This is a genomic window from Acidovorax sp. SUPP2539, from assembly GCF_030158975.1.
Lineage (GTDB): Bacteria > Pseudomonadota > Gammaproteobacteria > Burkholderiales > Burkholderiaceae_C > Paracidovorax.
In genome coordinates, this window is record NZ_BQXJ01000002.1 from 609559 (window position 1) to 635617 (window position 26059).

Consider the following 26059-nt stretch of genomic DNA (forward strand, 5'->3'; position numbering starts at 1 on the left):
CAGGGTTTCGACGGGTGTCACACCAGCTTGCGATCCGCAGGGGCCGGCGGCACCCACTGGTAGAGCCACGTTTCGGTGATGGGCTCCTTGCCCACGCGCAGGAACAGGCGGATGGTGATGGGTTCGGTGCTGTCGTCCTCGGGCCGGATGTCGAACATCGCGCGCCAGCCGTTCACGGCGTCCAGGGGGCGGGCCGACGTGATCTCGACCTTGCCGCGGCTCACCGTGATCACGGGCTCCACCTTGGCATCGCGGCCGAGCGCCACGAGGTTCTCGCCCGCGAAGTCGACCGCGAAGCGCCACGAAAAATACTTGCGCGGCTGGCCCACCACGCCGCCCAGGCCCGTGCGCGTGGCCACGCAGCTGGCCAGCGCGGGCCGGGCCGGTGGGTGCGCGCCCCAGTACAGGCGGTAGCCCACCAGCAGCTCTTCGCCTGCCTTCGGCTTGCGCTCGGGGTTCCAGAACGCCACGATGTTGTCGAAGGTCTCGTCGATGGTGGGAATCTCCACCAGCTGGATCGAGCCCGCGCCCCAGTCGGCCTTGGGCTCCACCCACAGCGAGGGACGGCGCTCGTAGAACACGCCGTCGTCCTGGTAGTGGTCGAAGTTGCGGTCGCGCTGCAGCAAACCGAACCCGCGCGGGTTCTGGTCGGCAAAGGCGTTGAACTGCAGGTTCGCCGGATTGGTGAGCGGGCGCCACACCCATTCGCCGTTGCCGCGCCACATGGACAGGCCGTCGGAGTCGTGGATTTCCGGGCGCCAGTCGTTGGCCATGCGGTGGTCGTTCTCGCCGTGCTGGAACATGCTGGTGCAGGGGGCGATGCCGATGCGCTCGATTTCCTTGCGCGGGTACAGCGCGGCGTCGATCTCCATCACCTGCGTGTCGCCCGGGGTGATCGCGAAGCGGTAGGCGCCGGCCACGCTGGGGGAGTCGAGCAGGGCGAGCACCACCACGGTGTTGGAGCCCGGGGCCGGCCGTTCCAGGTAGAACGCGGTGAAGTCCGGAAACTCTTCCGGCCGCTGCATGCCGGTGTCGATGGCCAGGCCCCGCGCCGACAGGCCGTACTGCCACTCGCCGCCCACGGCCCGGAAGTAGCTGGCGCCCAGGAAGGCCGCCACGTCGCGCACGGGGTCGGTGTGGAAGTTCAGGCGAAAGCCCGCAAAGCCCAGGTCGGCGGGCAGGTCGCCGGCCTTGAGGCCGCTCTTGCCGTAGTCGAACATGGCCGGGTCATAGGCCAGCTCCTGCGCCTGGCCGTTGGCCAGCTCGTACATGTGCACGGGTTTCTTGAAGAACAGGCCCAGGTGGAAGAATTTGGCCTGGAAGCGCAGCTTCTCGTCGGCCCACAGGGAGTGGTCGGGCCGGAACTGCATGGACTGGTACTGGTCCCAGTCGAGCGACGTGACCGAGGGGGGCAGGGTGCCCTGGTACGGCTCGTAAGCCTTGGCTGCGAGGGCGCGGGCCTGGCCCTTGAGGGCGGCGAAATCGAAGGGCTGCGGCTTGCCCAGGGGCTTGAGCGTGGCGAAGGCCTGGGTCCAGTTCAGGCCGAGGGTCCCGGCCGAAGCCAGGGCGGCGCCTCGGCCGAGGGTGCGCAGGAAATGGCGTCGTTTTGGTTGCTGCATGGGCCAGCAGTGTGCCGAAAACCGCGCGCCATCCCATGCAACGCCGTGTATTCGGCGGGGAATTTCGGCAAAAAAACGCGTTTCTCCTACAAAAAACCCGCAGCCCGGAGCGGACGCCTTTCGGTGCCTCAGATCAGGTCGGCCTCCATGTGGGCTGCGCGCAATTGCTCCAGCACCTGCTGCACGTGTGCCTTGCCGCGCGTCTGCAGCACGAGTTCGATCTCCACGTTCTGGGCGGCCAGCATGGTGAAGGCCCGCTGGTGATGCACCTCCTCGATGTTGGCGCCGGCTTCGGCCACGGTGGCGGTGATGCGCGCCAGCACGCCCGGGATGTCGCGCGCGCTGACCTTGATGCGGGCCAGCCGCCCGGAGCGCACCATGCCGCGCTCGATGATGGCGGCCAGCAGCAGCGGGTCGATGTTGCCCCCGCACAGCACCAGGCCCACCTTCTTGCCCTGAAAGCGTTCCGGGTAGCGCACGAGCGCCGCCAGGCCCGCGGCGCCGGCGCCCTCGACCAGCGTCTTTTCGATTTCCAGCAGCATGAGCACGGCCTGCTCGATGTCGCCCTCCTGCACCAGCACCAGGTCGTCCACCAGCCGCGCGATCACTTCGCGGGTGAGGGTGCCCGGCGTGCCCACGGCGATGCCCTCGGCGATGGTGGAGGTGCCCTGCGGATGCTGCGTGCCCTTGATGGCATTGACCATGGCCGGAAAGCGCGCGGTCTGCACGCCCACGATCTCGATGCCGGGGCGGATCGCCTTGGCGGCCGTCGCCACGCCGGAGATCAGTCCGCCGCCGCCCACCGCGATCACCAGGGTGTCCAGGTCCGGCACGGCCTGCAGCATCTCCAGGCCCAGCGTGCCCTGGCCGGCGGCCACGGCCTCGTCGTCGTAGGGGTGCACGAAGGTCAGGCCACGCTCCTCGGCCAATGCATAGGCGTGGGCGCGGGATTCCTCCAGCGTGTCGCCGTGCAACACCACCTCGGCGCCAAAGCCGCGCGTGCGCTCCACCTTCACGCCCGGCGTGAAGCGCGGCATCACGATCACGGCGCGCAGGCCCAGGCGCTGCGCGTGGTAGGCCACGCCCTGGGCGTGGTTGCCGGCGCTCATCGCGATCACGCCGCGCTGCTGCTCTTCGGGCGACAGCTGGCTGAGCTTGTTGCAAGCGCCGCGCTCCTTGAAGGAGGCGGTGAACTGCAGGTTCTCGAACTTGAGGAACACCTGGGCGCCCACGATCTGCGAGAGCGTCTTGGATTCCACGCACGGCGTGTCGAGCACATGGCCGCGCAGGCGGGCGGCGGCATCCTGGATGGTTTGGAGCGTGAGCATGGCCGCCATTGTGGCGCGTGCTGGACCGCGCGCCGGTCATGACAACGCCAACCCACCGGCGGCGCCGGCCCGCCGGTTCGCCTCCAGCGCACCCCTTTCGGAGTGTGGGCGACCCTGGGTTCGGGCCCGGGGCAGCATGTCGGCGTTCTTCACTCCGCGATGCGCCATGCCCCTGTCCGGCCCTTCCCGTGCGCTGTCCGTGCCGGCCGCGCTGCCACCGCAGAGGCCGGCCGATCACGTGGCCGCGCCGGTCGCCCCGCCGGAGAGGCACACGCTCGGATCGCTGTTGGGAATGCCCCTGGGGGCCATGGCGGCGCGGGCCCCTTCGGCACCAGGGGCCACCGCCGCCGCGCCGATGCCCGCGCCCCCCGTGCGCCGCACGCTGGGGGAGTTGCTGGGAATCCCGCCCGCGCCCGCCGCAGGCGGGGCCGCGCACGGCGCACCAGCCACGCCCGCGCCGCCGGCCGCAGCATCCGCCCCGGGCCCAGCGGCCGAGGCGCCAGCCGTGCCCTTGCCGGCATGGACGGACTGGCTGCAAGCGCCTGCCTCCGCCCAGTATCTGCACGCCAAGGCACTGGCCCCCGCGCAGCGCGCGCTTCTCGCGCAAACCCTGGAAGCGCACTGGCGAAAGCATCCCGACCTGCAGGCGCCCTCCCCGGAGATGAACCTGTGGATGTCGGTAATGAAGGCGCAACTGCGGGCCCGCCGCGAGGTCCGCCACGATGCCGGGCGTCTGGCCCAGGCCGGCCAGCGGGTCCTGTCCCTGCTGCGGGCCTGCGCCCCGCTCGATGGCGGGGTGGCGGTCCGCGACGGGGAGGGTCGCATGCGGGGCCCGGAATACCGCGCGGCGTTCAACCACCTCCTGCGGGTGATCGGTGACGAATCGCTCGCGCAGCCCCTGCGCGATGCGGCCGCACGTGCCTTGCAGGCCCATTGCGAGAACGGCGCCACGCTCACGCCGGACCATGCCGCACGGCTGTCCCGAGAGGGCATCGTGGCCCTCGCGGAGCGGGGCTACCGGGCGATCGGTGCCGGGGCCCTGCACAAAGCCACGCCACCCCACCTTCGATCCGAGCTGCGGGAGCCCTTCTCGCTCTGGCTGGAAGCCCAGGAGGCCTTCGATGGGGAGGAAAACGCGCCCGCGTTCGCCCATTTGCTGGAACGAAGGCTGCCGTCCACCCCGGCGCTGCAGAAAGCCCACGGGCCGGGCGCCACCCTCCTGCAGGAAGGGGCGCAGGTGATTCGGGCCATCGCCCGCGACGGTCCGCTCCGGGCGCGGGTGCTGGCCATGGCCGAGAACGCGCTCGGATCGTGCGGCGACAACGTGGCCGAAGGCTTTTCCGCCATCGTCCTCGCGGTGCGCAACCACCAGATGGCCCAGGCGGTGCAAGAGGGCCGCATCGACGCGGCGGGGTTGGACGGCTGGGCGCGGCAGCAGTTCCGGCTGGGAGCGTTGGAGACGGCCGTGCACCATTTCATCCGGCAGGCGCTGGAAACGCCCGGCATTCCCGAGGAGATGGAGCGGCAGCTGCGCAGGGAACCCCTGGAGACCATGCTGCACGCCAAGGTCAGCCTGAAGGCCCTGCTGGTGCTGCCGGGCAGCGTGCCTTCCGAGATGACCTATGCCGCGCAAAGCGTGCTGACGCCCGGCGACCTGTCGGCCCTGGCCGCGGGGGTGATGGACGCCGAAGGCGACGACCGACAGCTCACGGCCTACCTGCTGTCCAACGAAACCTGGCGCGTCGGCATGCGGCACCTGCATCACGAGCCGTTCGCCGCACTCGAAGCGGCTTTCGACGAAGACCCGTTCCATGACCGCGATCTGCCTCGCGATGGCGATGCCCACGTGGAGGAGCGCGTGGCCTACAACGAGGCCGCCGCCGAGTTCCTGCAACGCCAGCGCGCTGCCGAGGACGCTTTGCTGCTGCAGCTGGGGCGGCGTGCCGGGGTGAGCCCTCTCCCTGGCGGTGGTGCCGGAACGACCGCCGGCGCGGCCTCGTCCATCCCGAAAGGTCCGGCGGATCCGATTTCAAGCGAAAACAGCGGTATGCCGGGATATCACATGCCTGTGATGCTATTAAATTTATAGCAAACTCTGGAGGGTGAAGGCAACGCCCGCTGGACTGCCCACCGGTCTCCCGTCAGCATCAGCGTCTGCGGCGTTGTCGTGTCTTCTGCGGTGCGGTACTGGAGGAGGCTGTGGCGGCGGTGGTGGCCAGCGCCTGTCTCAGAACGCCGATCCGGGCTTCGAAGGTCTTGAGCCGTTGCATGCCATCCAGCGAGACCTTGAGCATCTGCCGCACCAGATGCGTGTTGCTGTCGTCGCGCACCTGCTTGAGGGCGAAGGTGTTCTGCTCGGACAGGCTGCGGTGGAGCAAGTCGATCAACTCGGTGCAGCCGGTCAGGTCCGAGGCCGTGCGCAGCGGCTGGTCCGGCCCCAGGAACCTCGCCAGCCAATCGGACGCCAGCTGGGCCTGAACGATGCTGCTTTCGAATTTGCCCCGCCATATCAGCATGCCGAACGCGCCCATGACATTGGCTTTCTCCGCGTTCGCGATGTCGGCATAGTCCGGGAGTTGGCTTTCCAAGTCCAGCCGCTGCGCCAGGTGCTCCATGCTGTCGTCGATTTTCTGGGTCGCGCGTTCATACCGGTCGGTGATGGTCATCAGGCCATCCCTGACGTCGCGGTGCCTGCTGGCCTGTCGGGCATGGATGTCGATCGCCATCTTCCGGCACTCCAGGAGATGGCCCAGACCTTCCAGGCTGCGCTGCATCAGCGTCACCAGCCGTTCGCTCTGGCGCACATTCGCGCCGTCGATGGCGGCCGACTGGCGGTCGCTGCGCGATTGCAGGCGCAGGCTGGCTTCCAGGTAATCGCTCAGGGCGTCGGTCGCATCCTGGTGGAAGGACAGTGCGGCGTTGGCGAACTGCTTGGCCACGCGGGGCCGTTCGGCCACGGAGGCCTGGGCGATGGCTTGCGAGGCCTCATGAAAGAGCGGCAGCAGACCGGAGGCCACCCGGGCCGCGTAGGCCATCTCGCTGAGCCGGTTGCGGGAGGACTGGTAGTCCCGCGCCATCTCCGGCAGGGCACCGGGCGGCACCGTTTTCGGCAGGCTGGCGCGCAGTTCGGTGGCACGCTGCGCGATGGCGGCTGCGTTCTTCGCCATGTCCAGGTCTTCCTCCGTCGTCGGCAGGGCAGGCGGCGCCGCGGGAGTTGCCACAGTCAACAAGCCCTCGGCCGTGATCTGGAAAGGCAGGTCGAAAACCAGTTCATGCGTTGCGAGAAGGCGATCGCTGAGCTGCCACACCGCAGCGGAAAGGGCCTCGTCGCTGGCTTCGCACAGGGCATCGATCGCCTTCATGTCGTGGAGCACGGCAGCGCCGATGGCATCCGTGCGCAGGCCTTCGCACCAGAGTGCCCACTGCTGCAGGGGGGCCGCCAATCCCGTGCGCGCGGCTTCCCGTGCCTGCTTGGCGGCGGTTTCCAGCACGGCGGCGCGCGCCAACGCCTCGGCCGGCGTGCCCAGCGGCATGCGCAGCCCTTCCCCGGCTTTGGCCAGGGGGACGAAGGCCTTGGCGAAGAACGCGACCACCTGGTGCTCCAGCAGGGGCGTGCCCTCAAGAGGAATTTGGAGCGCGCCGTGGAAGCCCTGGGCCGCGTCCAGGGCCTGGTGGGCCAGCGAGTGCGCCAAGGCGGGTTCCGGCCCATCCGCTGGCTCTGCCGACAGCATTTGCGCCCCGGCGCGCCAGATCGTCTCGAAAGCCCGGTGCAGGTCGGAAATCGCGCCTTCGAGCGCGGCCTTGCCTCCAGCGGCGATACGGGTTTTCAGTGCGCCGATGGCCTCGCTCGACTCCTGGCGCTGCTCGTCGCTCCACGACGAGATATGGCCGTCGAGCGTGGCCTGCGCGTCACGCGCGGCGCGAAGTCCCCGGTTCAACGGGTCCAGAACGTCGCCGTGGCGCGGCCATGGATGGGTGGGCGAGGTCTGCGCATCGGCGGCAGGCCGTGGCCGTTGGTCCAGCGCCATGAGCACCGGCGCCATGGCTGCCTGCAGGGCGCCTTCACGCTGCGCCTGAAGCTTGCCAGCGGCCTGCGCCTCCATGGCGGCCCGTGCCTCCAGTTGGCGGGCGGCCTGCGCCTGCATGCCAGCCGCCGCAGTCAGCGTGTCCGTGCGGGCAGCCTCGCAGAGGTCGGCCAGCTGGTGCATGGCGGGAGCCAGCGCCCCTTGGGCCGCCTGCCGTGCCCGTTGCTCGGCCACCTGCAGGCGTGCTGGGTGTTGCTGCGTCTCGGCCAGCGTCTGGGGAACCCCGGCCATGTCGTCGCAAGCCTGGGCGACGGCGGTGCATACCCAACGGCACTGCTCCAGCGAAGGGGCGGCGATGCGGGGGTGTACCCTGGATTGCTTCAGCTCCGCCAGGGCATGCCGCGCCGCCGCTGCCAAGCCGGGCAACGCGGCCCGGGCTTCGGCCTGGCCGTCGCCGGCTTCGCCGCGCGTCCTCTGCAGCATGCCAATGCCTTGCTGAATCAGGTGGTCGAGCGTCTGATGCAGGGCTGCGCTGCCTTGTTGCGACGCGTGCTCCCGGGCGGTGGCGATGCGGGTTTGCAGATCATCGATGACCTTCCGCGAGGCCTCGCATTGTTCGGCGCTCCACTGCGCGGTATGTTCCTGGAGCGTGCGCTCGGCATTGTCCGCGCGTTGCAATGCGAGGTTCAGGTCGTTGAACACCTTCAACGTGGGCAGCCAGGGCGCCTGTGGCGCGGTGTCCTGCCCTGCGGTGGATTGGTCTGGCAGCCTTTGCTCCCGGACCAGCAAGGAATCGATGGCCTTGGTCAGTGCGGCTTCCCGCCGCAGGGCTGCACGGGTTTCCCGGGCCTGAGGGCCGAGCATGGCCCTGGCAATCTGGGCCGCTTCGGCAATCGGCCCAGCGGGCGGGTGCGCCCAGGCGGCCAGCAAGCTCTGCGCTGCTGCTTCGAGGGCGGCGCAGGACTGCACGTACTGCGTCAGGCCGTCCTCGTCCATGGCCTCGGGCTGACGGGCTTGGCTGCCCGGCGGCGTCGAACGGGAGGCGGTGCTTTTCAATTCACCACTGGGGCCGATGTTGTTCAAAAGGTCCTTCATCGACGGACCGATGCCCGCCAGCTGCTGGCGGAGCGCCGCGTCGATGTCCGCCACATTCGGGGGCAGTGCATGCAGGGGCTCGCGTTCGCGCAGGGCGCAGGCCTCGCGCAGGCGGCCTGCGGCCTCGTTCTGGGTGCGGGCCTTGCCCACGGCTCGCGCATAGGGAAACTGCAGCGGCAGCAAAAGACCGCTCAGGGCTTTTTCCTGCGCGCGCACCCGGTAGGCCACCGCCTCCCATTGCAACAGCTGGTAGTCGAGCACGTCGGGGCTCGCATGGGGCAGCAGCAGGTCGCGGGCGGACAGCGCGGCCTGGTGGTGCTCCACGGCGGCCTCCCAGGCGTTCGCTGCCGTCTCCAGGCGCCGGATGGCCTGCTTGGCCTCCATGAAGCCGTTGGTGCGATGGTCGTAAGTGGGTTGAAGCGCCTTGGAGATGTCCGCGCCGGTGGGCAGTGCGCTGCTTTGCGCCGCTTGCCACGCCGTTTGCACGGCTTGCGCCACCATGGCGTTCAAGGCTTCGGGCGTGCGTGCCTGTGCCAAGGCCTGCGTGAGTTCGGCGATCCGGTCCTGGCGCGCGGCGTGGAGGGCACTGTCGTCCACGATGACGTCGAGGCTTGCCTCGGAGCCTGCGTCGGAATCCGAATCCGAGTTCGAATCCCAATCCATCTCGATGCCGAACTCTTTGGCTTGCTGCCGCATGAGGGCCTGCAGTTGTTCGCTGGAGCTGGACCTGCCAATTCCGGTGAGCCGTGGTGCCATCGACGTGCCCGGCGACGCTGGCGTGGCCTGGCGGGAGGACAGCGTGCCGTGCCGCAGGTGGGGCGATGGCGAACGCGAAGGCGAGCGGCCTGGAGCCTCGGGTGCCGCGGGTTCGCCGGAAACGTTCGGTCGCGCTGACGGGGAAGAGGGGCGTGTGGGGATGGGATGCATGGGGCGCTTTGCGGACGGGTGGCGCAGGGGCCAACGGCGGGCCGTGGCGGATGCCGCCGCATGGTGCGGCAGCCCTGGCCGCTCGCCAGGCGGCCGCGCGAAGCCCCGCGCCATGGCGCGAAGGGCGCCGCCGGGCGGATCACGCCGGAAACGCCCGTTCCAGAATCGCCCCGGTGTCCATCGCTCGGGTGTCGATGGCGCCCACGACGCGGCCTGCGCCGCCGTCCTCCAGCCGGGTGGCAATGAACGCATCCGCCACCGCCTGCGGCGCATGGCGGCGCAGCAGGCAGGCTTGCGCCACCAGCACCAGGCGCTGCACGAGCTGGCGACCCAGGGGCTCCAGCTGTTCGGGCGGGAGGGCCAGCAGGCCTTCGAGCGGCCGGAGCGCGTCGAGGATGCACGGCTCGCCGGCCGCGGCGTCGGCGAAGTCCTGCAGCAGCGCCGACGCGGCCTCGGGCTCGCGCGCCAGGGCGCGCAGCACGTCCAGGCACATCACATTGCCCGAGCCTTCCCAGATCGAATTGACGGGCGATTCGAGAAAGAGGCGCGCCATCACGCCGTCCTGCACGTAGCCGTTGCCGCCGAAGACCTCCATGGCCTCGCCGGCCAGCCCCACGCCGCGCTTGCAGACCCAGAACTTGGCGGCAGGCGTCATCACACGCTTCCAGGCGCGGTCGGTCGCGCTGACGGTGCCGTCGTCGTCGCGTTCGAAAGCCTCGGCCAGGCGCATCAGCAGCGCCAGCGCGGCCTCGCTCTCCAGCGCCAGGTCGGCCAGCACGGCGCGCATCAGCGGCTGCTCGGCGAGGGCCCGGCCGAAGGCGTGGCGCTGGCGGGCATAGGCGATGGCCTGCACGGTGGCCTGGCGCAGGATGGCGGCGCTGCCGGCCACGCAGTTCAGGCGCGTGGTGGTCGCCATCTCGATGATCGTGGGAATGCCCCGGCCTTCCTCGCCCATCAGCAGGCCCCAGGCGCCGTCGAATTCCACCTCGCCGCTGGCATTGCTGCGGTTGCCCACCTTGTCCTTCAGGCGCTGCACGTGTACCGCGTTGAGCGTGCCGTCGGGCCGCCAGCGCGGCACGTAGAAGCAGGCGAAGGGGCCGCCCTCGCCGGTGCGCGCCACCACCAGGTGCGCGTCGCTCTGCGGGGTGGAGAAGAACCACTTGTGGCCTTGCAGCCGGTATTCGCCGCCGCGCCCGCCCGCGCCGACGGGCGTGGCCACGGTGGTGTTGGCGCGCACGTCAGAGCCGCCCTGCTTTTCGGTCATGCCCATGCCCAGCCAGACGCTGGATTTTTCCTGCGCGGGCCGGTCGCGCGGGTCGTGGGTGCGGCTGTGGAGCTTGTCCTCCAGCTGCGCCCAAAGCGCGGGCTCCTTGCGCAGCAGCGGGATCGCGGCCTGCGTCATGGTGGCGGGGCACAGGGTGCCCTGCTCGACCTGGCCATGCAGGTAAAAGCCCGCGGCCCAGGCGGCCCAGCGGCCGGGCTGGTCGCTGTCGAAGGGCATGGAGACCAAGCCCTGCGCGCGGTAGAGCGCCATGAGCGCGTCCCACGCGGGATGGAACTCGACCCGGTCGATGCGCCGGCCCCGGTTGTCGAAGCGGTGCAGTTGCGGCGTGTGGCGGTTGGCCTGTTCGGCCAGGGCCCATGTCCCGGCGGTGCCGAGCTGCCGTGCGTAGGCGCCTAGGGCGGGCAGGGCGCCTTGCGCACCCGTGCGATGCAGGCTGTCCTGCAGCGCGGCATCGGTGGTGAGCAGGTCGTAGTCGGTGCGTTCGGAAAACTGGTTGAAAACTGCGTGGGTGGCCTGGGCCATGGGTCGTCTCCTGCGCGTGGGGGCGCACCGTGCGCCCAGGCCGCCATGGTGCCCCCATTGGCACGGGCCTGCACGCCCTGGCGTGCGGTCAGGAGGCGGGTGCCGCGGCCTCGCGCAGGGCGCGCAGCATGCTGGCCACGGCCACCCGGTCGGTGGTGTTCTCGCGCCAGTACATCGACACCGAGCCGAAGCCCGACAGCCGCACTGGCAGCACGCGCAGCGCGCCCATGTGCGAAAACCGCAGCGCCGCGCGGTGCGAGGCCATGCCGATCATGTCGCTGTGGCCCAGCAGCGTGAGGTTGAGCGTGACGGAGTTGGACTCCACGCTGCCCTGCGGAAGCGCATGCCCGGCGGTTGCCAGAGCGCCTTCCAGCGCATTGCGGATCGGCGTGCCGCGCGGCCAGACGAGCCAGCGGTAGGCCATGAGATCGCCCCATTCCAGCGCGCGCTCCTGCCGCAGCAGCGGGTGCTGCGGGCGCGCCACCAGGTGGATGGGCTCCATGTACAGCATCTCGGTGTGGATGTGGGTGTCGTGCAGCTCGGGTGCGGAGCGGCCCACGACCACGTCCAGCTCGCCATGGGCCAGCTGCTGCATGAGCACGTTCATGGTGCTTTCGGCCAGCCGGATCTGTGCGCGCGGCAGCCACTCCAGCAGGCGCAGCACCGCCATGGGCACCACGTCGGACGCCGACGCGCCCGAGGTGCCCACCGCCACCAGCCCGCTGCCGCCGTCGCGCAGGGCCTGCATGTCGTCGCGGGCACTGTCCAGGTGGGCCTCGATGCGCCGGGCATGGGCGATCAGCGCCTCGCCCTGGGGCGTGGGCTTGAGCCCGCGCGCATGGCGCTCGAACAGCACCATGCCCAGGTCCTCCTCCAGCTCCTTGAGCCACTTGGAGAGCGCGGGCTGCGCGGTGTGGAGCAACTGTGCCGATTGGCTCATGTTGCCGGTCTGCGCCAGGCTCAAAAGCATCTGCAGCTGTCGCAGGCGCAGGCGGTGGGTCCAGTCCATGGGGTCGGTGGGTGGGTTGAAGGTATATCCAAAAGATTATGGATAAGACCAATAAATGATTTTACGGACTATCGACGGGTTCGAATAATCCGCCCCATGGACCGGCTGGCAGCGCGCATTCGAGTGCTTTGGCATGGCTGGCCGCAGACACAGGAGACAACGCATGGACACGCCCACCCTGGCATCGCCGCCTGCCGCCGCATCCGCCGACCGGCAGGCCTACTACGACCACATCGCCCGCCACGGCATGGCCCCGCTCTGGGAATCGCTGCACAGCCTGGTGCCGCGCGAACCCCGCCCGCGGGCCGTGCCCGCCTTCTGGAAATACGAGGACGTGCGCCCGCTCGTCATGCAGGCGGGAGAGGTCATCAGCGCCGAGGAGGCCGTGCGCCGCGTGCTCATCCTGGAAAACCCCGGCCTGCCCGGCCGCGCCAGCATCACCTCCACGCTGTACGCGGGGCTGCAGCTCATCCTGCCCGGCGAGGTCGCGCCCAGCCACCGCCACACGCAGTCGGCGCTGCGCTTCATCGTGGAAGGGCAGGGTGCCTACACGGCCGTCAACGGCGAGCGCACCACCATGCACCCGGGCGACTTCATCATCACCCCCTCGTGGACCTGGCACGACCACGGCAACCCGGCGGTGGCGGACGGCGGCGAGCCCGTGGTCTGGCTCGACGGGCTCGACATTCCCCTCATCGACCACCTGGATGCGGGCTTCGCGGAAAACTACCCCGAGGCGGTGCAGCCCGTGAGCCGGGCCGAGGGGCACAGCTTTGCCGCCTTCGGCCACAACATGGTGCCGGTGCGCCACCGCGCTGCGGAGGGCTCGACCTCGCCCCTCTTCAGCTACCCCTACGAGCGCAGCCGCGAGGCGCTGGACCGGCTGTTCCGCCAGGGCGAGCTGGACGCCTGGGACGGCGTCAAGCTGCGCTACGTGAACCCCGCCACCGGGGGGTGGCCCATGCCCACCATGGCCACGTTCATGCAGTTCCTGCCGGCCGGCTTCCAGGGCCGCACCTACCGCACCACCGACGCGACCGTGTTCAGCGTGGTCGAGGGTCAGGGCACGGCGCGCATCGGCGAACGCACCTTCCAGTTCGGCCCGCGCGACACCTTCGTCGCTCCCTCGTGGGCGCCCGTGCAGCTGGCCGCGACGCAGGACGCGGTGCTGTTCAGCTATTCCGACCGCCCGGTGCAGGCCGCCCTGGGCCTGCTGCGCGAAGAGCGCCTGTGAGCCGCTGCGCATCCTGAATCTTCGTTCTCCGTTTGAAAGACATCTCCATGGCCTTCGTGTTTCCCGCTCCTCCCTCCGTTGCCGTGCCTGTTGCAGGCAGCAGCGATGCCTTCGCCGTGCGCCGCGTCTACTGCGTGGGCCGCAATTACGCGGCCCACGCCCGCGAGATGGGGTTCGATCCCGACCGCGAGCCGCCCTTCTTCTTCTGCAAGCCGGCCGATGCCGTCATCCCCGTGGCTCATGGCGAGACGCTGCGCTTGCCGTACCCCTCGCGCACGGACAACTTCCACTACGAGGCTGAACTGGTGGTCGCCATCGGCAAAGCGGGCAGTGACATCGCCCGCGAGAACGCGCTGCAGCACGCCTGGGGCTATGCCGTGGGCCTGGACATGACCCGCCGCGACCGGCAGATGGAGATGCGCCAGATGGGCCGGCCCTGGGAGATCGGCAAGGCCTTCGATGCCTCCGCGCCCATCGGCCCCATCCACCGCGCCAGCGACGTGGGCCACTTCGAGCAGGCCGGCATCTGGCTCACCGTGAACGGCGCGGACCGCCAGCGCAGCGATGTGTCGCACCTGATCTGGTCGGTGGCCGAGACCATCGCCGACCTCTCCACCTGGTTCCGCCTGGAGCCGGGCGACCTGATCTACACCGGCACCCCCGAAGGCGTGGGCCCGGTGGTGCGCGGCGACCGCATGGTCGTGGGCGTGGAGCGCCTGGGCGAGCTGCGGGTGGACGTGGTCTGACGCCATGGAGCCCGCCGTGCAGCTCTACAGCTTCTTCAACAGCTCCACCTCGTACCGGGTGCGCATCGCGCTGGCCCTCAAAGGGCTGCCCGCCGACTACCACGGGGTGAACATCCGCACCGGCGAGCACCGCGCCGCGGGCTATGCCGAACTGAACGCCTCGCGCGTCGTGCCCACGCTGGTGGATGGCGACTTCGCCCTGGGCCAGTCCATGGCCATCCTCGACTACCTGGACCAGCGCCACCCCGAGCCGCGCCTGATCCCGCTGGAGCCCCGGCTGCGTGCCCGTGTGCTGGAGCTGGCGAACGTGATCGCCTGCGACATGCACCCGGTCAACAACCTGCGCATCCTGAAGTACCTGCAAGGGCCGCTGGGCTTGAGCGCGGCGCAGAAGGATGCGTGGTACGCCCACTGGGCAGCCGAGGGCTTCGAGGCTGTGGAGCGGCTGCTGGCCAGGCACGGTGACGACGGCGGCCCCTGGTGCTTTGGCGACCAGCCCACGCTGGCCGACGTATGCCTGGTGCCCCAGGTGGCCAACGCGCTGCGCGCAGGCTGCGACCTCCAACCCCATGCGCGTGCCATGGCTGTGTACGCGCACGCCGAACGGCACCCCGCCTTCATCGCGGCCCGACCGCAGGAGCAGCCCGACTACCAGCCTTGATTTTTCCTGTGGTCCCCGGCCCATGAGCCACCCCCATCCCTACAAGACGGAGAGAGACAAAATGACCCCATCCATGGCCGCCGGCATTCCGGCGGCAGACCGCGCTGCCTTCGGGCCGCTGCAGCTGCGCGTGACGCTGCTGTGCGCCATCGTCGCCATGCTCGACGGCTTCGATACCCAGTCCATCGCCTACGTGGCGCCGCGCATCGCGGAAGACTGGGGGCTCAAGCCCTCGGAGTTCGGGCCCATCTTCGCGGCCGGCCTCTTCGGCCTCATGGCCGGCGCCTTCCTGCTCAGCCCGGCCGCCGACCGCTGGGGCCGCAAGAAGATCATCCTGCTGTCCACCTTCATCTTCGGCCTGTTCGCGCTGCTCACGGCCTGGGCCACCAGCATGAACGAGCTGCTGGCCTATCGCTTCATCACCGGCGTGGGCCTGGGCGCGGCCATGCCCAACATCATCGCCCTGACCAGCGAATATGCGCCGCAGCGCCTGCGCGCCACGCTGGTCACGGTGATGTTCTGCGGCTTTCCGCTCGGCTCCACGCTGGGCGGGCTGATCTCCAGCTGGCTCATCGCGCATTTCGACTGGCATTCGGTGTTCGTGCTGGGCGGCGTGCTGCCCCTGCTGCTGCTGCCGGTGCTGGCCGCGCTGCTGCCCGAATCGCTGCGTTACCTGGCCGCCAGCGGCGCCGCGCCCGCGCGCTACGAGCCCATCGTCAAGAGCGCCTACCCGGGCGAAGACCCGGCCACGGTGATGGCCGGGCTGCGCGGCGAGGCCGCGGGCGTGCAGGCGGGCTTCTCGGTGTTCGAGTTGTTCCGCCATGGCCGCCTGCCCACCACCATGCTGCTGTGGCTGGCGTTCTTCATGAACCTGCTGGTCATGTACTTCCTGGTCAACTGGCTGCCCACGCTGCTCAAAAGCGCCGGCCTGCCGCTCGAAAAGGCCATTCTCTCCACCGCCATGCTCAACCTGGGCGGCGTGGTCGGCGCGCTCGCGCTGGGCCGGCTCATCGACCGCTTCAGCGCCTACACCGTGCTGGGCGCGGCCTACGCCGCCTCGGCCGGTTTCATCGCGCTGATCGCCTTCAGCGGGCAGAACCTCACGGGGCTGCTGGCCGGCGCCGCGCTCTCGGGCTTCGGCGTGGTGGGCGCGCAGATCGGCTGCAACGCGCTGGCCGCCGCCATCTACCCCACCCACATCCGCGCGACCGGCGTGGGCTGGGCGCTGGGCGTGGGCCGCATCGGCGCCATCGTCGGGCCGCTGGCAGGCGGCGCCCTGCTGGCTGCGGCCTGGACGCCTGCGTCCATCATCCTGGTGGCCGCCGTGCCCGCGGTGCTGGCGGCCGCAGCGGTGCTGCTGCTCGGGCGTGTGCGCAGGGGCGCCTGAGCCGAGCGCCCATTCAAGCCCAAACGGCCCGCAGCGCACAGGGAGAGCGCACCATGGCATCCACAAGCATAGCAATGCAGTCGGAGCCGACCGGCGACAGGCAGGCCATGGAATGCGCCATCCGCACGTGGAGCACCGATGCCGTTCCTGCCGCGCAGCGGGCGGACTACTGGGTCGGCGCGGTCTGCGACTGCTTCCTCGACATGGAGGTGGAGCCCGGCCAGCGCCAGGCTTTTTCGGCCACGCTCGCCTCCATGCCCTGCGGCGGCTTGCGCGTCAACCGCGTGAGCGGCAGCGCGCAGCGCGTGCGCCGCACCTTGCAGGGCATTCGCCGCAGCGGGGGCGACAACTTCTACTACCTGCTCTGCAAGGAGTCGTCGCCCTGCCACGTCGCGCAGGACGATGCCGGCGCCGCGCGCCTGCTGCCCGGCGACCTGGCACTGATCGATTCGCGCCGCCGCTATTTGCTGGAGTTTCCCGAGGCGGTAGACACCGTCTCCATCCAGATCCCCATCGGCTGGCTGGACACCTGGCTGCCCGCCGCCGACTGCTGGCTGGGCCGGCGCGTGGACGGCGCCGCCGGATGGGGCCGGGTGCTGAGCGCCTACGTGACCCAGCTGCGCACCGAACAGCCCGCCCGCCTGGGCACGCTGCAGGCCGAACACCCTGGGCGGTTTGTTGTCGCTGGCCTGCGGTACTGCGCCCGAGGCGCCGCCCCAGCCCGGCCTGCTGCAGCGCATCGAGCATTGCGTGTGCCAGCGCTTTGGCGAGCACGGCCTCACCGCCGCCGCCGTGGCCGATGACGTCGGTGTCTCGCTGCGCACCCTGCACCGCGCCCTGTCGGCGGGCGGCAGCACCTTCGCGCTGCTGCTCATGCGCGAGCGCATGGCGGTGGCGCAGCGCATGCTGCATGCGCCCTCGCATCGGCACCTGACGGTGGCCGAGATCGGCCGGCGCGCGGGCTTTCTGGACCCGTCGCACTTCGCGCGCGCCTGCCGCCAGTGGTGCGGCAGAACCCCCGCGCAGGAGCGCTGCGCGCCAACGCAAGCCTTCGCCAGCCCGCACTGAAACGGCCTGGATTCAGTCGAACAACCAGGCAAGGGTCGCCGCAGGCAGTGCTGCAGCACTGCCAGGCAGACCCAACGGCCTGCGCCGGTGGAAGGCCACCGCACGGCACGCAGCGTCCGCCACGCTGGCACGCATCGGCCATCCACGGCCCGGCAGGCACGACACCATGGGTCTCCCACATCACAAGGAGACAACGACATGGCGGACACCTACGTCCTGGTCCACGGCGCCTGGCACACGGGCGACACGCTGCAAGCCACCGCCGAGCACCTGCGCGCACGCGGCCACACCGTGCACTGCCCCACGCTGCCGGGCAACCGCCCCGGCGACGGCACGGCTCCGCTGGGCCTGCAGGATGCGATCGACGGGCTGGTGCAGTTCCTCGCGTCGAACGACCTGCGCGAAGTGCGGCTTGTCGGCCACAGCTACGGCGGCATGCTGCTGTCCGGCGCCGCCGACCGCGTGCCCGAGCGCATCCGGCGGCTGGTCTATGTGAACGCCTTCGTGCCGCTGCCCGGCGAGGCCCTGTGCGACATGGCACCCCCGCACTACCGCGCCCTGTTCGAGGGCCTTGCGGCCGCTGGCGGCGGTGGCGTGCAATTGCCCTTCGAGGTCTGGCGCGAATGCTTCATCAACGACGCCGATGCCGATCTGGCGCGCAGCACCTATGCCCTGCTGCACCCGCAGCCGCTGCGCTGCCTGACCGACCCCATCGCCCTGTCGCAGCCCACCGCCGCGCTGGCGCTGGGCAAGTCGTACCTGAACTGCCGCGAAGACACCGCGCTGCCCCACAGCCTGCCCTGGCACCCGCGCCTGTCGGAACGGCTGGGCCTGTTCCGCTACGTGGAGGCGAGCGGCAGCCACGAGGCGCTGTTCACCGACCCCGAAGGCTTCGCACGCGGCATCGAGCGGGCCGGCCGGGACTGATCGGCAGGCGCCGCTGCGGCGCCCACGCCGCAGCACGGCAAAAGCGAAGCGAAGACACAGACAAATCAATCCAGGAGACGACACCATGCAATGCATTGCACACCATTACATCACCGCGCGCTCTTTCTCGGCGCGGCCCGCTTGCCCAGGCGCCCGGGCGCGCAAAGCCGTCGCTGGCTTGGCCGTGTCAGTCGCTGTCGGCAGCCTCATCGCGGCACTGCCCGCACAGGCATACGCGCAGACCCCGGCATCGCCGGATGCGTCATCGCCCTCGCCCTGGCGCATCTACACGGGCCCCGCGCACATCGGCTTCAGCACCTCGGCCGAAGTGCGGGCCGGCGGGCAGATCGTGCCCGGCGCCAGCGCCAAGGCCGACTCCAACGACAGCATCGGCTTCGGCGCCATCTACGACTTCCACCCAGGCTGGAGCGCCGAACTCGCCCTGGGCCTGCCGCCCACCACCGCGCTCAAGGGCACCGGCGCCCTGGCTGGCGCGGGCACGCTCGGCAAGGTGAAGTACGGCCCCGCGGTGCTGTCCGTGCGCCGCCAGCTGTGGGATGGCGGCCCCGTGCGGCCCTACATCGGCGCCGGCATCAACTACACGCTGGTGCTGGAATCCCGCGACGGCTTCGTGTCGAGCCTGCATGTGAAGAACGGCATCGGCCCCGTGCTGCAGGCCGGCTTGGAGGTGCCGCTGGACGCACGCTGGAGCTTCTTCGTGGATGCCAAGAAGATCTGGCTCAAGACCACTGCGACCGGCACGCTGCCGGCACTGGGCGGAGCGCCCGCACATGCGAAGGTGCGGCTGGATCGGTTGGTGGTGACGGCGGGGGTGAGTTATCGGTTTTGAGGGGGCTTGTGTTGGTTCGGGTGAGCCGGTGGACAAGGCGTATCGGGGGGAGGCTCCGATACGCTACTAATCGCTTTTGAAAGACTGCTTGGCAGCGATTGCGGCCCGTTGCTGCGTCAGGTTGACCTCACGCTGATCGCCATCAAGCGGTCGCTGGCCCGGACGGCAAGCGTGCCCGCGGAGGTCAGCTATGCGAGGTGCAGTGGTCGTTCGCGCTGCTCGTGGTCACCAAGGCCAATCCTATGACAGCTCTTTCCGGCCATGAGCAGGTGCTCAGGACCCGTCACGTACATCCGCTACCCGAAGTGAGTGGCCATGAAGTCGCCACTCGGCCCGATCCTCGGTACCGAAGAAACTGTGTCGCCAAATGGACCGTCAGCCGGCGAACAGCTTATCCCTCGCTCTTATCGTGGCCTCCGAAGAGCAGACTCCCGATGCACCAAACGGCGTGGCCGAAGTTGCGAATCAGCTGCTCGCCCTGTCGCAGATACGAAGCCGCAGCGTCGATGCCAGCGAGCTTGAGGGCTTCGCTGATCTTCGAGCTAGTCGGGTGCGCGTCACCAAGGCGCATGTCATAGGCGCCGGCGATGGCAGCGAAAACCTCTCGTGCGCGCTCCTCCCCTGCCTTCTGGGCAAGGATGCTTTGCAGCAGCTTGTTTGAGCCCAGCCTGTCCTTATCAGGGTGGTTGGACAGCTTTCGAAGAGCGCGCACGTCGAGTCGGTCTGAGAAGATTCGTACAAGCTCTTTGGCGAGCCGCAAGAGTGAAGCCTGGTCCTTGCTCGAAAAGCGAGAGACTTGCTGCATCGATGCGGCATCGTCAATCTCATGCGAGAACAGCGAGACATTGAACGTCTTGAGAAATTCGGCTTCCAGCAGTCGCATGCACCCGAATAGCATTTCCTCCACGGCGTGGGTGTCCGCTGGCTGCGCCTTGACCTGAGAGGCCAGGAGCTCTGCGCTGACCTTGCCTTCGGGCGCGACGTTGCTTGCGGCCCAGAGGAACTGCTCCCAGGCCGATAGCTTAGCGATGTCGTAGGCGTAGACGGTGATGAGCTCCGAGGCGTTAACACCGAAGTGGGTTGAGTACCCCGAAGTGGATTCGATCGTGCCGGCTTCAGCCGTGTACCAATCCAGGGAGAAGCCTCGATGGCTCAGGAGCTCGTCAATCACGGACGGGCGGAACCAGAGCCACCGTCCAACGTCCTCATTGTTGAGCTCTGCGGAGAACTTGCGCGCACCGTCTGTGTCGACGATGAAGTGCGGGAGATTCTGATCCTCGTCCCCGCGCACACGAGTGCTCTTCCCCTGATGTTCGATCCACTCGTCTCGCCAGAACTCCCCCTCAACGCGCACACCGGGGTAGCCGCTTCGATGGCCCCTGGCGCTTTCTGAAGCGGTGTTGTCGTTCGTCTCAGGCCCCATGACCGGAGCGTCTTCCTCATCGTCGACATCGGTGCGCCACATACGAAACGACGCCCAGCTCCCGCCGAACACAGCGTTCAGCTCCGTGATGCGCAGCTCGTACCGTCCAGCTTCACGCTGCTCCTGGATCTCGTTCAGGCCGGCATAGGGGCTGTCCTTGAGTTCGGCCACGTTCGCAACGCGCTGGCGGTAGTACGACAGGCGAAGTGACAGGCCGCGCGCGGCCAGGTAGTCCATCAGGAACTCGCGCTTGATCTCTATGAGGCGATGGCTACCATCGCTGTCCACCACCTCCCTGGCGACCACGACAAAGTCCTCTTCCGGCCTGACCCAATTCGGCCCTTCCTTGATTAGTCGAAGCGCGACAACCAGGTCAGGATTCAGGATCCACTGTCGGCCGCCGACCACGGGCTGTGGGTGCTCGAAAACAAAGTTGATCCCGATGGGCTCCTTGTTGTTGTACTGGTATTCATCAATCGGCGAGTAATGGCCGTCCGAGTACGCATACGGTGCCACGGTGTGCCCGATGCCGATGTCGCTCCAACTCAATCGCTCGGCGAGTTCGCGATGCTTGTTTGGAAAGGCGACGGAGCCGCAAGCGAATACGTCACCGATGTACCCAACTTCCTTCACGTTGCCCTTTTCGTCATTGAGCGACGCCCTGAGTGGGACCCAGGTCGCCCGAGAGAACGGACGCCGAATTTCAGATGTTTGAAGAATCCATGCTTCGTTCATTGATTGTGTCTCGTCGTGTCTCGAAATGATCTCTGCAGTCGCTACCGCTGATCCAGCGGCTGCGCAGGAATTATGCGGACGCCGCTCGTGGATCGTAGGAACGGAAGTAAGCTCTGCATCGGGGCGAGTTGGGCGGGAAGCGATGGCTCAAGAGTAGTCACAGACGAGCGCTGGCTCCTGGCCGGCATACAGCCGGGTACCACCGGCGCTAAGGGCTTGGCAACTGGCGCATTCACACTATGCTGCGCGTGCAAGTGTCGAACCGTTGACGCGTGGCTTAAAAGACATTCGTTAGGCCGCTGCGAACGTGTTCGATCTTGGTTGCGAAAACTGCCAGCGGCTTCTCGTCGGGCGCTCCCCAGATCACGCCGCAAACCTCAGACATTTCCGGTTCCCACCGGATACCGGCCTTCATTGAAGCAATGGCCCGAGTGTTCCAAAGTGCGCTTCCACTCATCCCCTTCGGATGGGGCAGAGGTACGTCCTGGCCGTCGCTAGCGCGCGTACCTCGCTCTGGGTAATGCACGGCGACGTGCTTTGTGCTGTTGAACGCAGGGTGCGTAACGCTGGCGATGTCCTTGATTGCCTGCATCAGCATCGGCTTCCACGGCGTGCTCAGCTGTTCATACATGCTGACCCGTAACGTCGCAGGTGTAGCGAGGTCATCACGATTGACCGCATGGCCCGGGAAACCAATCCAGAAGAGCAACTCGTCCTCGTCCGCTTCGAAGCACTGAGCAATGGCGGACTGAGGAAGGACGCGACTAGGCGCTGGCAGGAACTTGGGATCGGGATACACCGGCAGCGCAGCCACATCCTCCGCCCCGCCTTTGACCTCGGGCGTGCCGAACGCACCGTTGTACTCGCCATCGGGTACTGGCAGGTGCGCCAAGCGTCCGCCCGCAGGCACTTCCATGACCACGTGCCCTGCAGTGAGAACCCAGACGTGCCGCGCCCCCTGAATGTACGTGCCCGATCCCCATGCGACGCCCGAGCCGTATTCTTTCGACATGCTCAGTGGCGTCACAAAGTTCGCCACATACTTGCTCATGCGCGTTGTGACGTCCGAGCACAGTTGCCCCCAAACGGCCTGATTCATTGGGATCTCCTTTTGCATAACGAGAACGATGTTAGAGCACGTAATCCCGGGATGACCATGCAGGTAAGGGGCGAGCTCAACGATTGCCGCGATTGTCGGCAATCAGCCTGCGCATGAGCCGCTTACCGGCGCCCAAAGAATCTCTGCGCAGTGCAACTGTTGCTTGGACATTCCAAGCTGGAGTCGAAAGTGAGGTACCTCGGCATCGAGGTCGATGACGCCCTGGATATCTCCGAACAGACGGAAATCTGAAGTCGTCGACCGGGCTGCGCCGCTTTACCGTCCGTGTTGTCGGCGCGGCCGTCTTAAATGTCGGCTGTGTGGTGCTGCGCTGCACTGGCAGTTTCGGCCAGTAGCGGCCGGTCGCAAGAGGAAACGCTGAGTGAAGTACGTTTATGCAGCGTCATTCACGAGCGACGTTGCGCGCAGCGCGAGTATGGCGCCGTCCTGCGGCAACAGACAGATCGGCCGGGTCGAACGAACGATAGCTACCGCTGTGACGTTGCCTGCGGCTGAGCAATCGTCGGCTCGACGCGCGAGTGCCGCACGCCCGTTGCATGGAAGCTGCGTGAAACGCGAACACGCATCGAAGTGTGTTCAGAATACGTACCCATGAGAAATCACAGTCGAGAAACGGCCTTTGTTCATCCAAACCAGGGTGCGGGTGAATCCCTCGGGTCTTCAGATGCCCCTTCCGGATCGGCAAGACCGGAGGACGTACAGTCGCTGCGATCCCTTGTGAGCGCCTACGCCAACGCGTCAATTGAATCCGCGATTGTTGTCCAGTACGTTGAGCGCCTCGAGGAGCTGCTGGAGCGTCTGAAGTCCAGAGGCTTCGATACTGACGACCTGCTTAGCAAGGTGGTCACAGCTCTGCAAGACAAGGACACGGGCGGATACGCCAACCTCGCCTGCGAGCTCAGCGCGGTTGACCACTTTTTGACTGGCTACCCTGACGAATTTCGCTATCAGGTTCTGAGCAATGCTCCAAGAGCTGGTGAAGGGACGAGGAAGAGCTTCGATTTCTCCTTCGAAGCCCAGGGCATCACCTTCAATGTGGAGGTAAAGGCTTTTGCGCGCAATCGCGACAGCTTCAATGGACCGCCGGTCAAGTCGTTCCTGCTGCCATCGGCTACCCATGCGCTTTACAAACAAGGAGCAACTTTTTCGAGAAACTGTGCGCCAGCCATAGGACGCTATCTACTGGATGCCAACAGCCAGCTGACCAGGCCTGCCCGCGGGATCAGTGTCATGCTCTTGTGCTGCAACGATCTCGACGAGCAGGCAGACGCGCTCACCTGCTTTATCGGAAAGCATGGGATTTGTAGTCAAACCGAGACCCAGGGAAAGGTGCCGGCTCCGGCGGAGCTGCCGAATGTCGACGCGGTGGTGATCTGCCACCTCGGCCTTCTCCAAAGCGGTGTTCTTGACCCGGAGGGCTTCACCGTTGCGCTTGGAGGGAGCAATGCTCGCCTCAATGATGGCAGCAGCGCATGGGACTACTCGCGATCGTTTCCAGTCGCTTTTCCCTTGCAAGCGGATCGGGTGCCTCTCGATATGCAGACTCCGTTTGGCGAGATTTTTCTATCCGTTCACGCTGGTGTCGCAATGCACATGCAGAAGAATGGCGGCGATTTGCAAGCCGCGCTGTTCTCAGTCTTCAATGAGGTCATGAGACTCAACATGAGGTCATGAGACTCAACGCCGGAGTGGCTACAAATTGCGGACACAGTTCAAGGATGTCGCTTGAGGGATAACAGTGCCAGTTCGGCTCACGCCGAACCGGTCATGCGGATTCGTATCAACCACCACTTCCCCGAGTGCCCGGTTTTGGATGTGACGCGGTTATACGAGCCGTTGGCCAACGAATTTCAGGTCATGAGCGCATCGGTCGCTCGGGGTGTTTGCCCTGAATGACTCAGATCAGCCTGTAGGCGACATTGCGCCGCTCTGCTCCAGGTAGACAAGCGTCGCCACAGCAATATGTCCATAAACCTGGTGGCTAAGTCATGAGGAAGTGCATGCACAACCTCACTCCCCTTCCGCAAACATCTCCACCAACACCCCCCGCAGCCACTGGTTCCCCGGGTCCCGGTGGTACTTCGTATGCCAGAACAGGTTGATGGCTACCTGTGGCAGCTTGGCCGGGTGGGGCGCATACGCCAGGCCGAAGGGCTCGGCCATGCTCTGGGCCATTTTCTCGGGCACGGTGGCGACCATTTGCGTGGCCTGCAGGATGTGGCCGATGGCGACGAAATGCGGCACGGTGAGCCGCACGTCGCGGGCCACGCCCATGCGCTCCAGCAGTTCGTCCACCTTGCCGTGGCCCGTGCCTTCGGAGACGACCACCACGTGCTCCGCCTTGGAAAAATCCGCCAGTGCGATGCTGCGGCGCTTGTGCAGCGGGTGGCCCTCGCGGAACAGGCACACGTAGGGTTGGCGGAACAGCCGGCGCTGGAAGAAGCCGGCCTTGAGCTGCGGCAGCAGACCCACGGCGAGGTCCACCTTGCCGGCTTCCATGGCGTCCCTCAGGTCGGTGGCTGAATTGCGCACGGTGGTCAGGCGCACGCCCGGTGCCACCTGCGCCAGCCGCTCCAGCAGGCGGGGCAAAAAGTAGATCTCGCCGATGTCCGTCATGCCCACCTTGAACACGCGTCGGCTGGTGGCGGGATCGAACCCCAGCTTGTGATTGAGGGCGCCGTGGATCATGGCCAGCGCGTACGACACCGACTCCGCCAACTGGTCGGCATAGGGCGTGGGCTGCATGCCCTGGGCCGTGCGCAAGAAAAGCTCGTCACCCAGCAGGCGGCGCAGCCGCGCCAGCGCGTTGCTCACCGCCGGTTGCGTCAGGCCCAGGTTTTCTGCGGCCTGCGACACCTTGCGCGTCACCAGCAGTTGCTGAAAGACCACCAGCAAATTCAGATCGATGTCTTCCAGTTCCACGGGGCACCTTTATTCATCAGAGTGATGCGGTGTATTCACGCCATTCTATTGGCTGATTATCGGATCGCGGGAATGATCGGGGCCATAACAACGACCGTGAGTGAGACAACCCGATGGAACTGCATATCGAGCCGCTGGGCCGCGTGTTGCCCGTGGCACCGGGCGCCAACCTGCTGGAAGTGCTGCGCGAGCACCAGATTCCCGTTTCCTACAGTTGCATGGCCGGGCGCTGCGGCACCTGCCGCTGCAAGGTGCTTTCGGGCGAGGTGATCGATGCGGGCCAGGCGCTGCGCATGCCGCCGCTGGGCGGCGGCGAGGGGCAGTACGTGATGGCCTGCCAGACGGTGCTGAGCGAGTCCTGCACCATCGAGATCCCCGAGCCCGACGAGGTGGTGGTGCACACTGCCCGCACGCTCAAGGCCACGGTGATGGCGGTGGAAACGCTCACGCACGACATCCGCCGCCTGCGCCTCAAGCCGGCCAAGCCGCTGGACTTCTCGCCGGGGCAATACGCGCAGTTGCAGTTCGGCCCGGGCCTGGTGCGGCCGTATTCGATGGCCGGGTTGCCGAACGATGACGAACTCGAATTCCACGTGCGGCTGGTCGAGGGCGGGCGGGTGTCCACCCATGTGGCCCAGGTGCTGGCCGTGGGCGATGCGGTGCGCGTGAGCGGGCCGCTGGGTTCTGCCTACCTGCGCCGCAAGTACGAAGGTCCCATGCTCTGCGTGGCGGGCGGCACGGGGCTGGCGCCCATCCTCTCCATCGTGCGCGGCGCGCTGGAGTCGGGCATGCCCAACCCCATCCACGTCTACGCCGGCGCCCGGTCGGCGCGCGATGTCTACGGCCTGCCGTGGCTGAAAGATCTGCAGCAGCGCCACCCGCAATTGCAGGTGCATGCCGTGGTGGCCGCGGCCGATGCGGCGCCGGGCCAGCGCACGGGCCTGGTCACCGACGCGATCGCGCAGGACTGGCCCACGCTGGAAGGCTGGCGCGCCTACCTGTGCGGATCGCCGCCCATGGTGGAGGCCGTGTCGCTGCTGGCGCGCCAGCGTAGCGTCGCCGCCGAGCATCTCTATGCGGATGCCTTCTACGCCAGCACGCCGTGAGGCAGGGGCCAGTGCCCCTTCCTGCGCGCCCTTCCTTCTCTTGATTCGCAACGCCCCATAACAAGTCCCA

19 protein-coding genes and 1 pseudogene are annotated in these 26059 nt (G+C 67.7%); 12 read left to right on the forward strand and 8 right to left on the reverse strand.

Features of this window, described 5'->3' with window-relative positions:
• Nucleotides 1-17: 17 nt before the first annotated feature.
• The gene (locus AVTE2539_RS10405) at nucleotides 18-1619 is read right to left on the reverse strand and encodes an OpgD/OpgG family glucan biosynthesis protein (protein WP_284410353.1); all 1602 of its coding nucleotides are present in this window, start codon (nucleotides 1617-1619) and stop codon (nucleotides 18-20) included.
• 128 nt (nucleotides 1620-1747) lie between these two features.
• On the reverse strand, nucleotides 1748-2956 hold the full coding sequence (locus AVTE2539_RS10410; RefSeq protein WP_349817205.1) for a threonine ammonia-lyase: 1209 nt from the start codon (nucleotides 2954-2956) through the stop codon (nucleotides 1748-1750).
• A 157-nt stretch (nucleotides 2957-3113) separates the two neighbouring features.
• Between AVTE2539_RS10410 and AVTE2539_RS10415 the strand changes: the two genes are divergently transcribed.
• Entirely contained in the window at nucleotides 3114-5036 is a 1923-nt protein-coding gene (locus AVTE2539_RS10415) for an NEL-type E3 ubiquitin ligase domain-containing protein (RefSeq protein WP_284410355.1), read from the forward strand.
• Between the two features lie 58 nt (nucleotides 5037-5094).
• On the opposite strand, the gene AVTE2539_RS10420 is transcribed toward AVTE2539_RS10415, so the two are convergent.
• The 3 genes from AVTE2539_RS10420 to AVTE2539_RS10430 form a co-directional block, all read right to left on the reverse strand.
• A complete protein-coding gene (locus AVTE2539_RS10420) occupies nucleotides 5095-8994 on the reverse strand; it encodes a hypothetical protein (RefSeq protein ID WP_284410356.1) in 3900 nt (1299 codons plus the stop codon).
• A 139-nt stretch (nucleotides 8995-9133) separates the two neighbouring features.
• A complete protein-coding gene (locus tag AVTE2539_RS10425; RefSeq protein ID WP_284410357.1) occupies nucleotides 9134-10801 on the reverse strand; it encodes an acyl-CoA dehydrogenase family protein in 1668 nt (555 codons plus the stop codon).
• A gap of 88 nt (nucleotides 10802-10889) precedes the next feature.
• A complete protein-coding gene (locus AVTE2539_RS10430; protein WP_284410358.1) occupies nucleotides 10890-11810 on the reverse strand; it encodes a LysR family transcriptional regulator in 921 nt (306 codons plus the stop codon).
• Between the two features lie 163 nt (nucleotides 11811-11973).
• On the opposite strand from AVTE2539_RS10430, the gene gtdA reads away from it, so the two are divergent.
• From gtdA to AVTE2539_RS10470, 8 genes are all read left to right on the forward strand, one after another.
• Nucleotides 11974-13044 (forward strand): gentisate 1,2-dioxygenase, encoded by a 1071-nt coding sequence (gtdA, locus tag AVTE2539_RS10435; protein ID WP_284410359.1) that lies wholly within the window; start codon nucleotides 11974-11976, stop codon nucleotides 13042-13044.
• A gap of 47 nt (nucleotides 13045-13091) precedes the next feature.
• A complete protein-coding gene (locus AVTE2539_RS10440) occupies nucleotides 13092-13790 on the forward strand; it encodes a fumarylacetoacetate hydrolase family protein (protein ID WP_284410360.1) in 699 nt (232 codons plus the stop codon).
• Nucleotides 13791-13806: 16 nt separating this feature from the next.
• Nucleotides 13807-14451 carry a maleylacetoacetate isomerase gene (gene maiA / locus AVTE2539_RS10445; RefSeq protein ID WP_284410700.1) on the forward strand — a complete coding sequence of 215 codons (645 nt, stop codon included), beginning with the start codon at nucleotides 13807-13809 and terminating at the stop codon, nucleotides 14449-14451.
• Nucleotides 14452-14512: 61 nt separating this feature from the next.
• The gene (locus AVTE2539_RS10450; protein ID WP_284410361.1) at nucleotides 14513-15838 is read left to right on the forward strand and encodes an MFS transporter; all 1326 of its coding nucleotides are present in this window, start codon (nucleotides 14513-14515) and stop codon (nucleotides 15836-15838) included.
• 53 nt (nucleotides 15839-15891) lie between these two features.
• On the forward strand, nucleotides 15892-16641 hold the full coding sequence (locus AVTE2539_RS10455) for a cupin domain-containing protein (RefSeq protein WP_284410362.1): 750 nt from the start codon (nucleotides 15892-15894) through the stop codon (nucleotides 16639-16641).
• Nucleotides 16631-16906 carry a helix-turn-helix transcriptional regulator gene (locus tag AVTE2539_RS10460; RefSeq protein WP_284410363.1) on the forward strand — a complete coding sequence of 92 codons (276 nt, stop codon included), beginning with the start codon at nucleotides 16631-16633 and terminating at the stop codon, nucleotides 16904-16906. Before AVTE2539_RS10455 ends, AVTE2539_RS10460 begins: the two co-directional genes overlap by 11 nt.
• A 198-nt stretch (nucleotides 16907-17104) precedes the next feature.
• Nucleotides 17105-17833, forward strand: coding sequence for an alpha/beta hydrolase (locus AVTE2539_RS10465; protein WP_284410364.1), 729 nt, complete (start codon nucleotides 17105-17107; stop codon nucleotides 17831-17833).
• 184 nt (nucleotides 17834-18017) lie between these two features.
• Nucleotides 18018-18683: an OmpW/AlkL family protein gene (locus tag AVTE2539_RS10470; RefSeq protein ID WP_284410365.1), complete on the forward strand. Its 666-nt coding sequence runs from the start codon at nucleotides 18018-18020 to the stop codon at nucleotides 18681-18683.
• Nucleotides 18684-19074: 391 nt separating this feature from the next.
• Here the strand turns inward: AVTE2539_RS10470 and AVTE2539_RS10475 are convergent, their stop codons facing one another.
• A complete protein-coding gene (locus AVTE2539_RS10475) occupies nucleotides 19075-20841 on the reverse strand; it encodes a hypothetical protein (protein WP_284410366.1) in 1767 nt (588 codons plus the stop codon).
• A 277-nt stretch (nucleotides 20842-21118) separates the two neighbouring features.
• Nucleotides 21119-21940, reverse strand: coding sequence for a hypothetical protein (locus tag AVTE2539_RS10480; RefSeq protein WP_284410367.1), 822 nt, complete (start codon nucleotides 21938-21940; stop codon nucleotides 21119-21121).
• Nucleotides 21941-22063: 123 nt separating this feature from the next.
• On the opposite strand from AVTE2539_RS10480, the pseudogene AVTE2539_RS10485 reads away from it, so the two are divergent.
• Nucleotides 22064-22192, forward strand: a pseudogene (locus tag AVTE2539_RS10485) (integrase); the annotation flags it as partial.
• Between the two features lie 486 nt (nucleotides 22193-22678).
• Nucleotides 22679-23635 (forward strand): hypothetical protein, encoded by a 957-nt coding sequence (locus AVTE2539_RS10490; RefSeq protein WP_284410368.1) that lies wholly within the window; start codon nucleotides 22679-22681, stop codon nucleotides 23633-23635.
• Nucleotides 23636-23971: 336 nt separating this feature from the next.
• On the opposite strand, the gene AVTE2539_RS10495 is transcribed toward AVTE2539_RS10490, so the two are convergent.
• A complete protein-coding gene (locus AVTE2539_RS10495) occupies nucleotides 23972-24883 on the reverse strand; it encodes a LysR family transcriptional regulator (protein ID WP_284410369.1) in 912 nt (303 codons plus the stop codon).
• 113 nt (nucleotides 24884-24996) lie between these two features.
• Between AVTE2539_RS10495 and AVTE2539_RS10500 the strand changes: the two genes are divergently transcribed.
• Entirely contained in the window at nucleotides 24997-25989 is a 993-nt protein-coding gene (locus AVTE2539_RS10500) for a 2Fe-2S iron-sulfur cluster-binding protein (RefSeq protein WP_284410370.1), read from the forward strand.
• Nucleotides 25990-26059 lie beyond the last annotated feature (70 nt).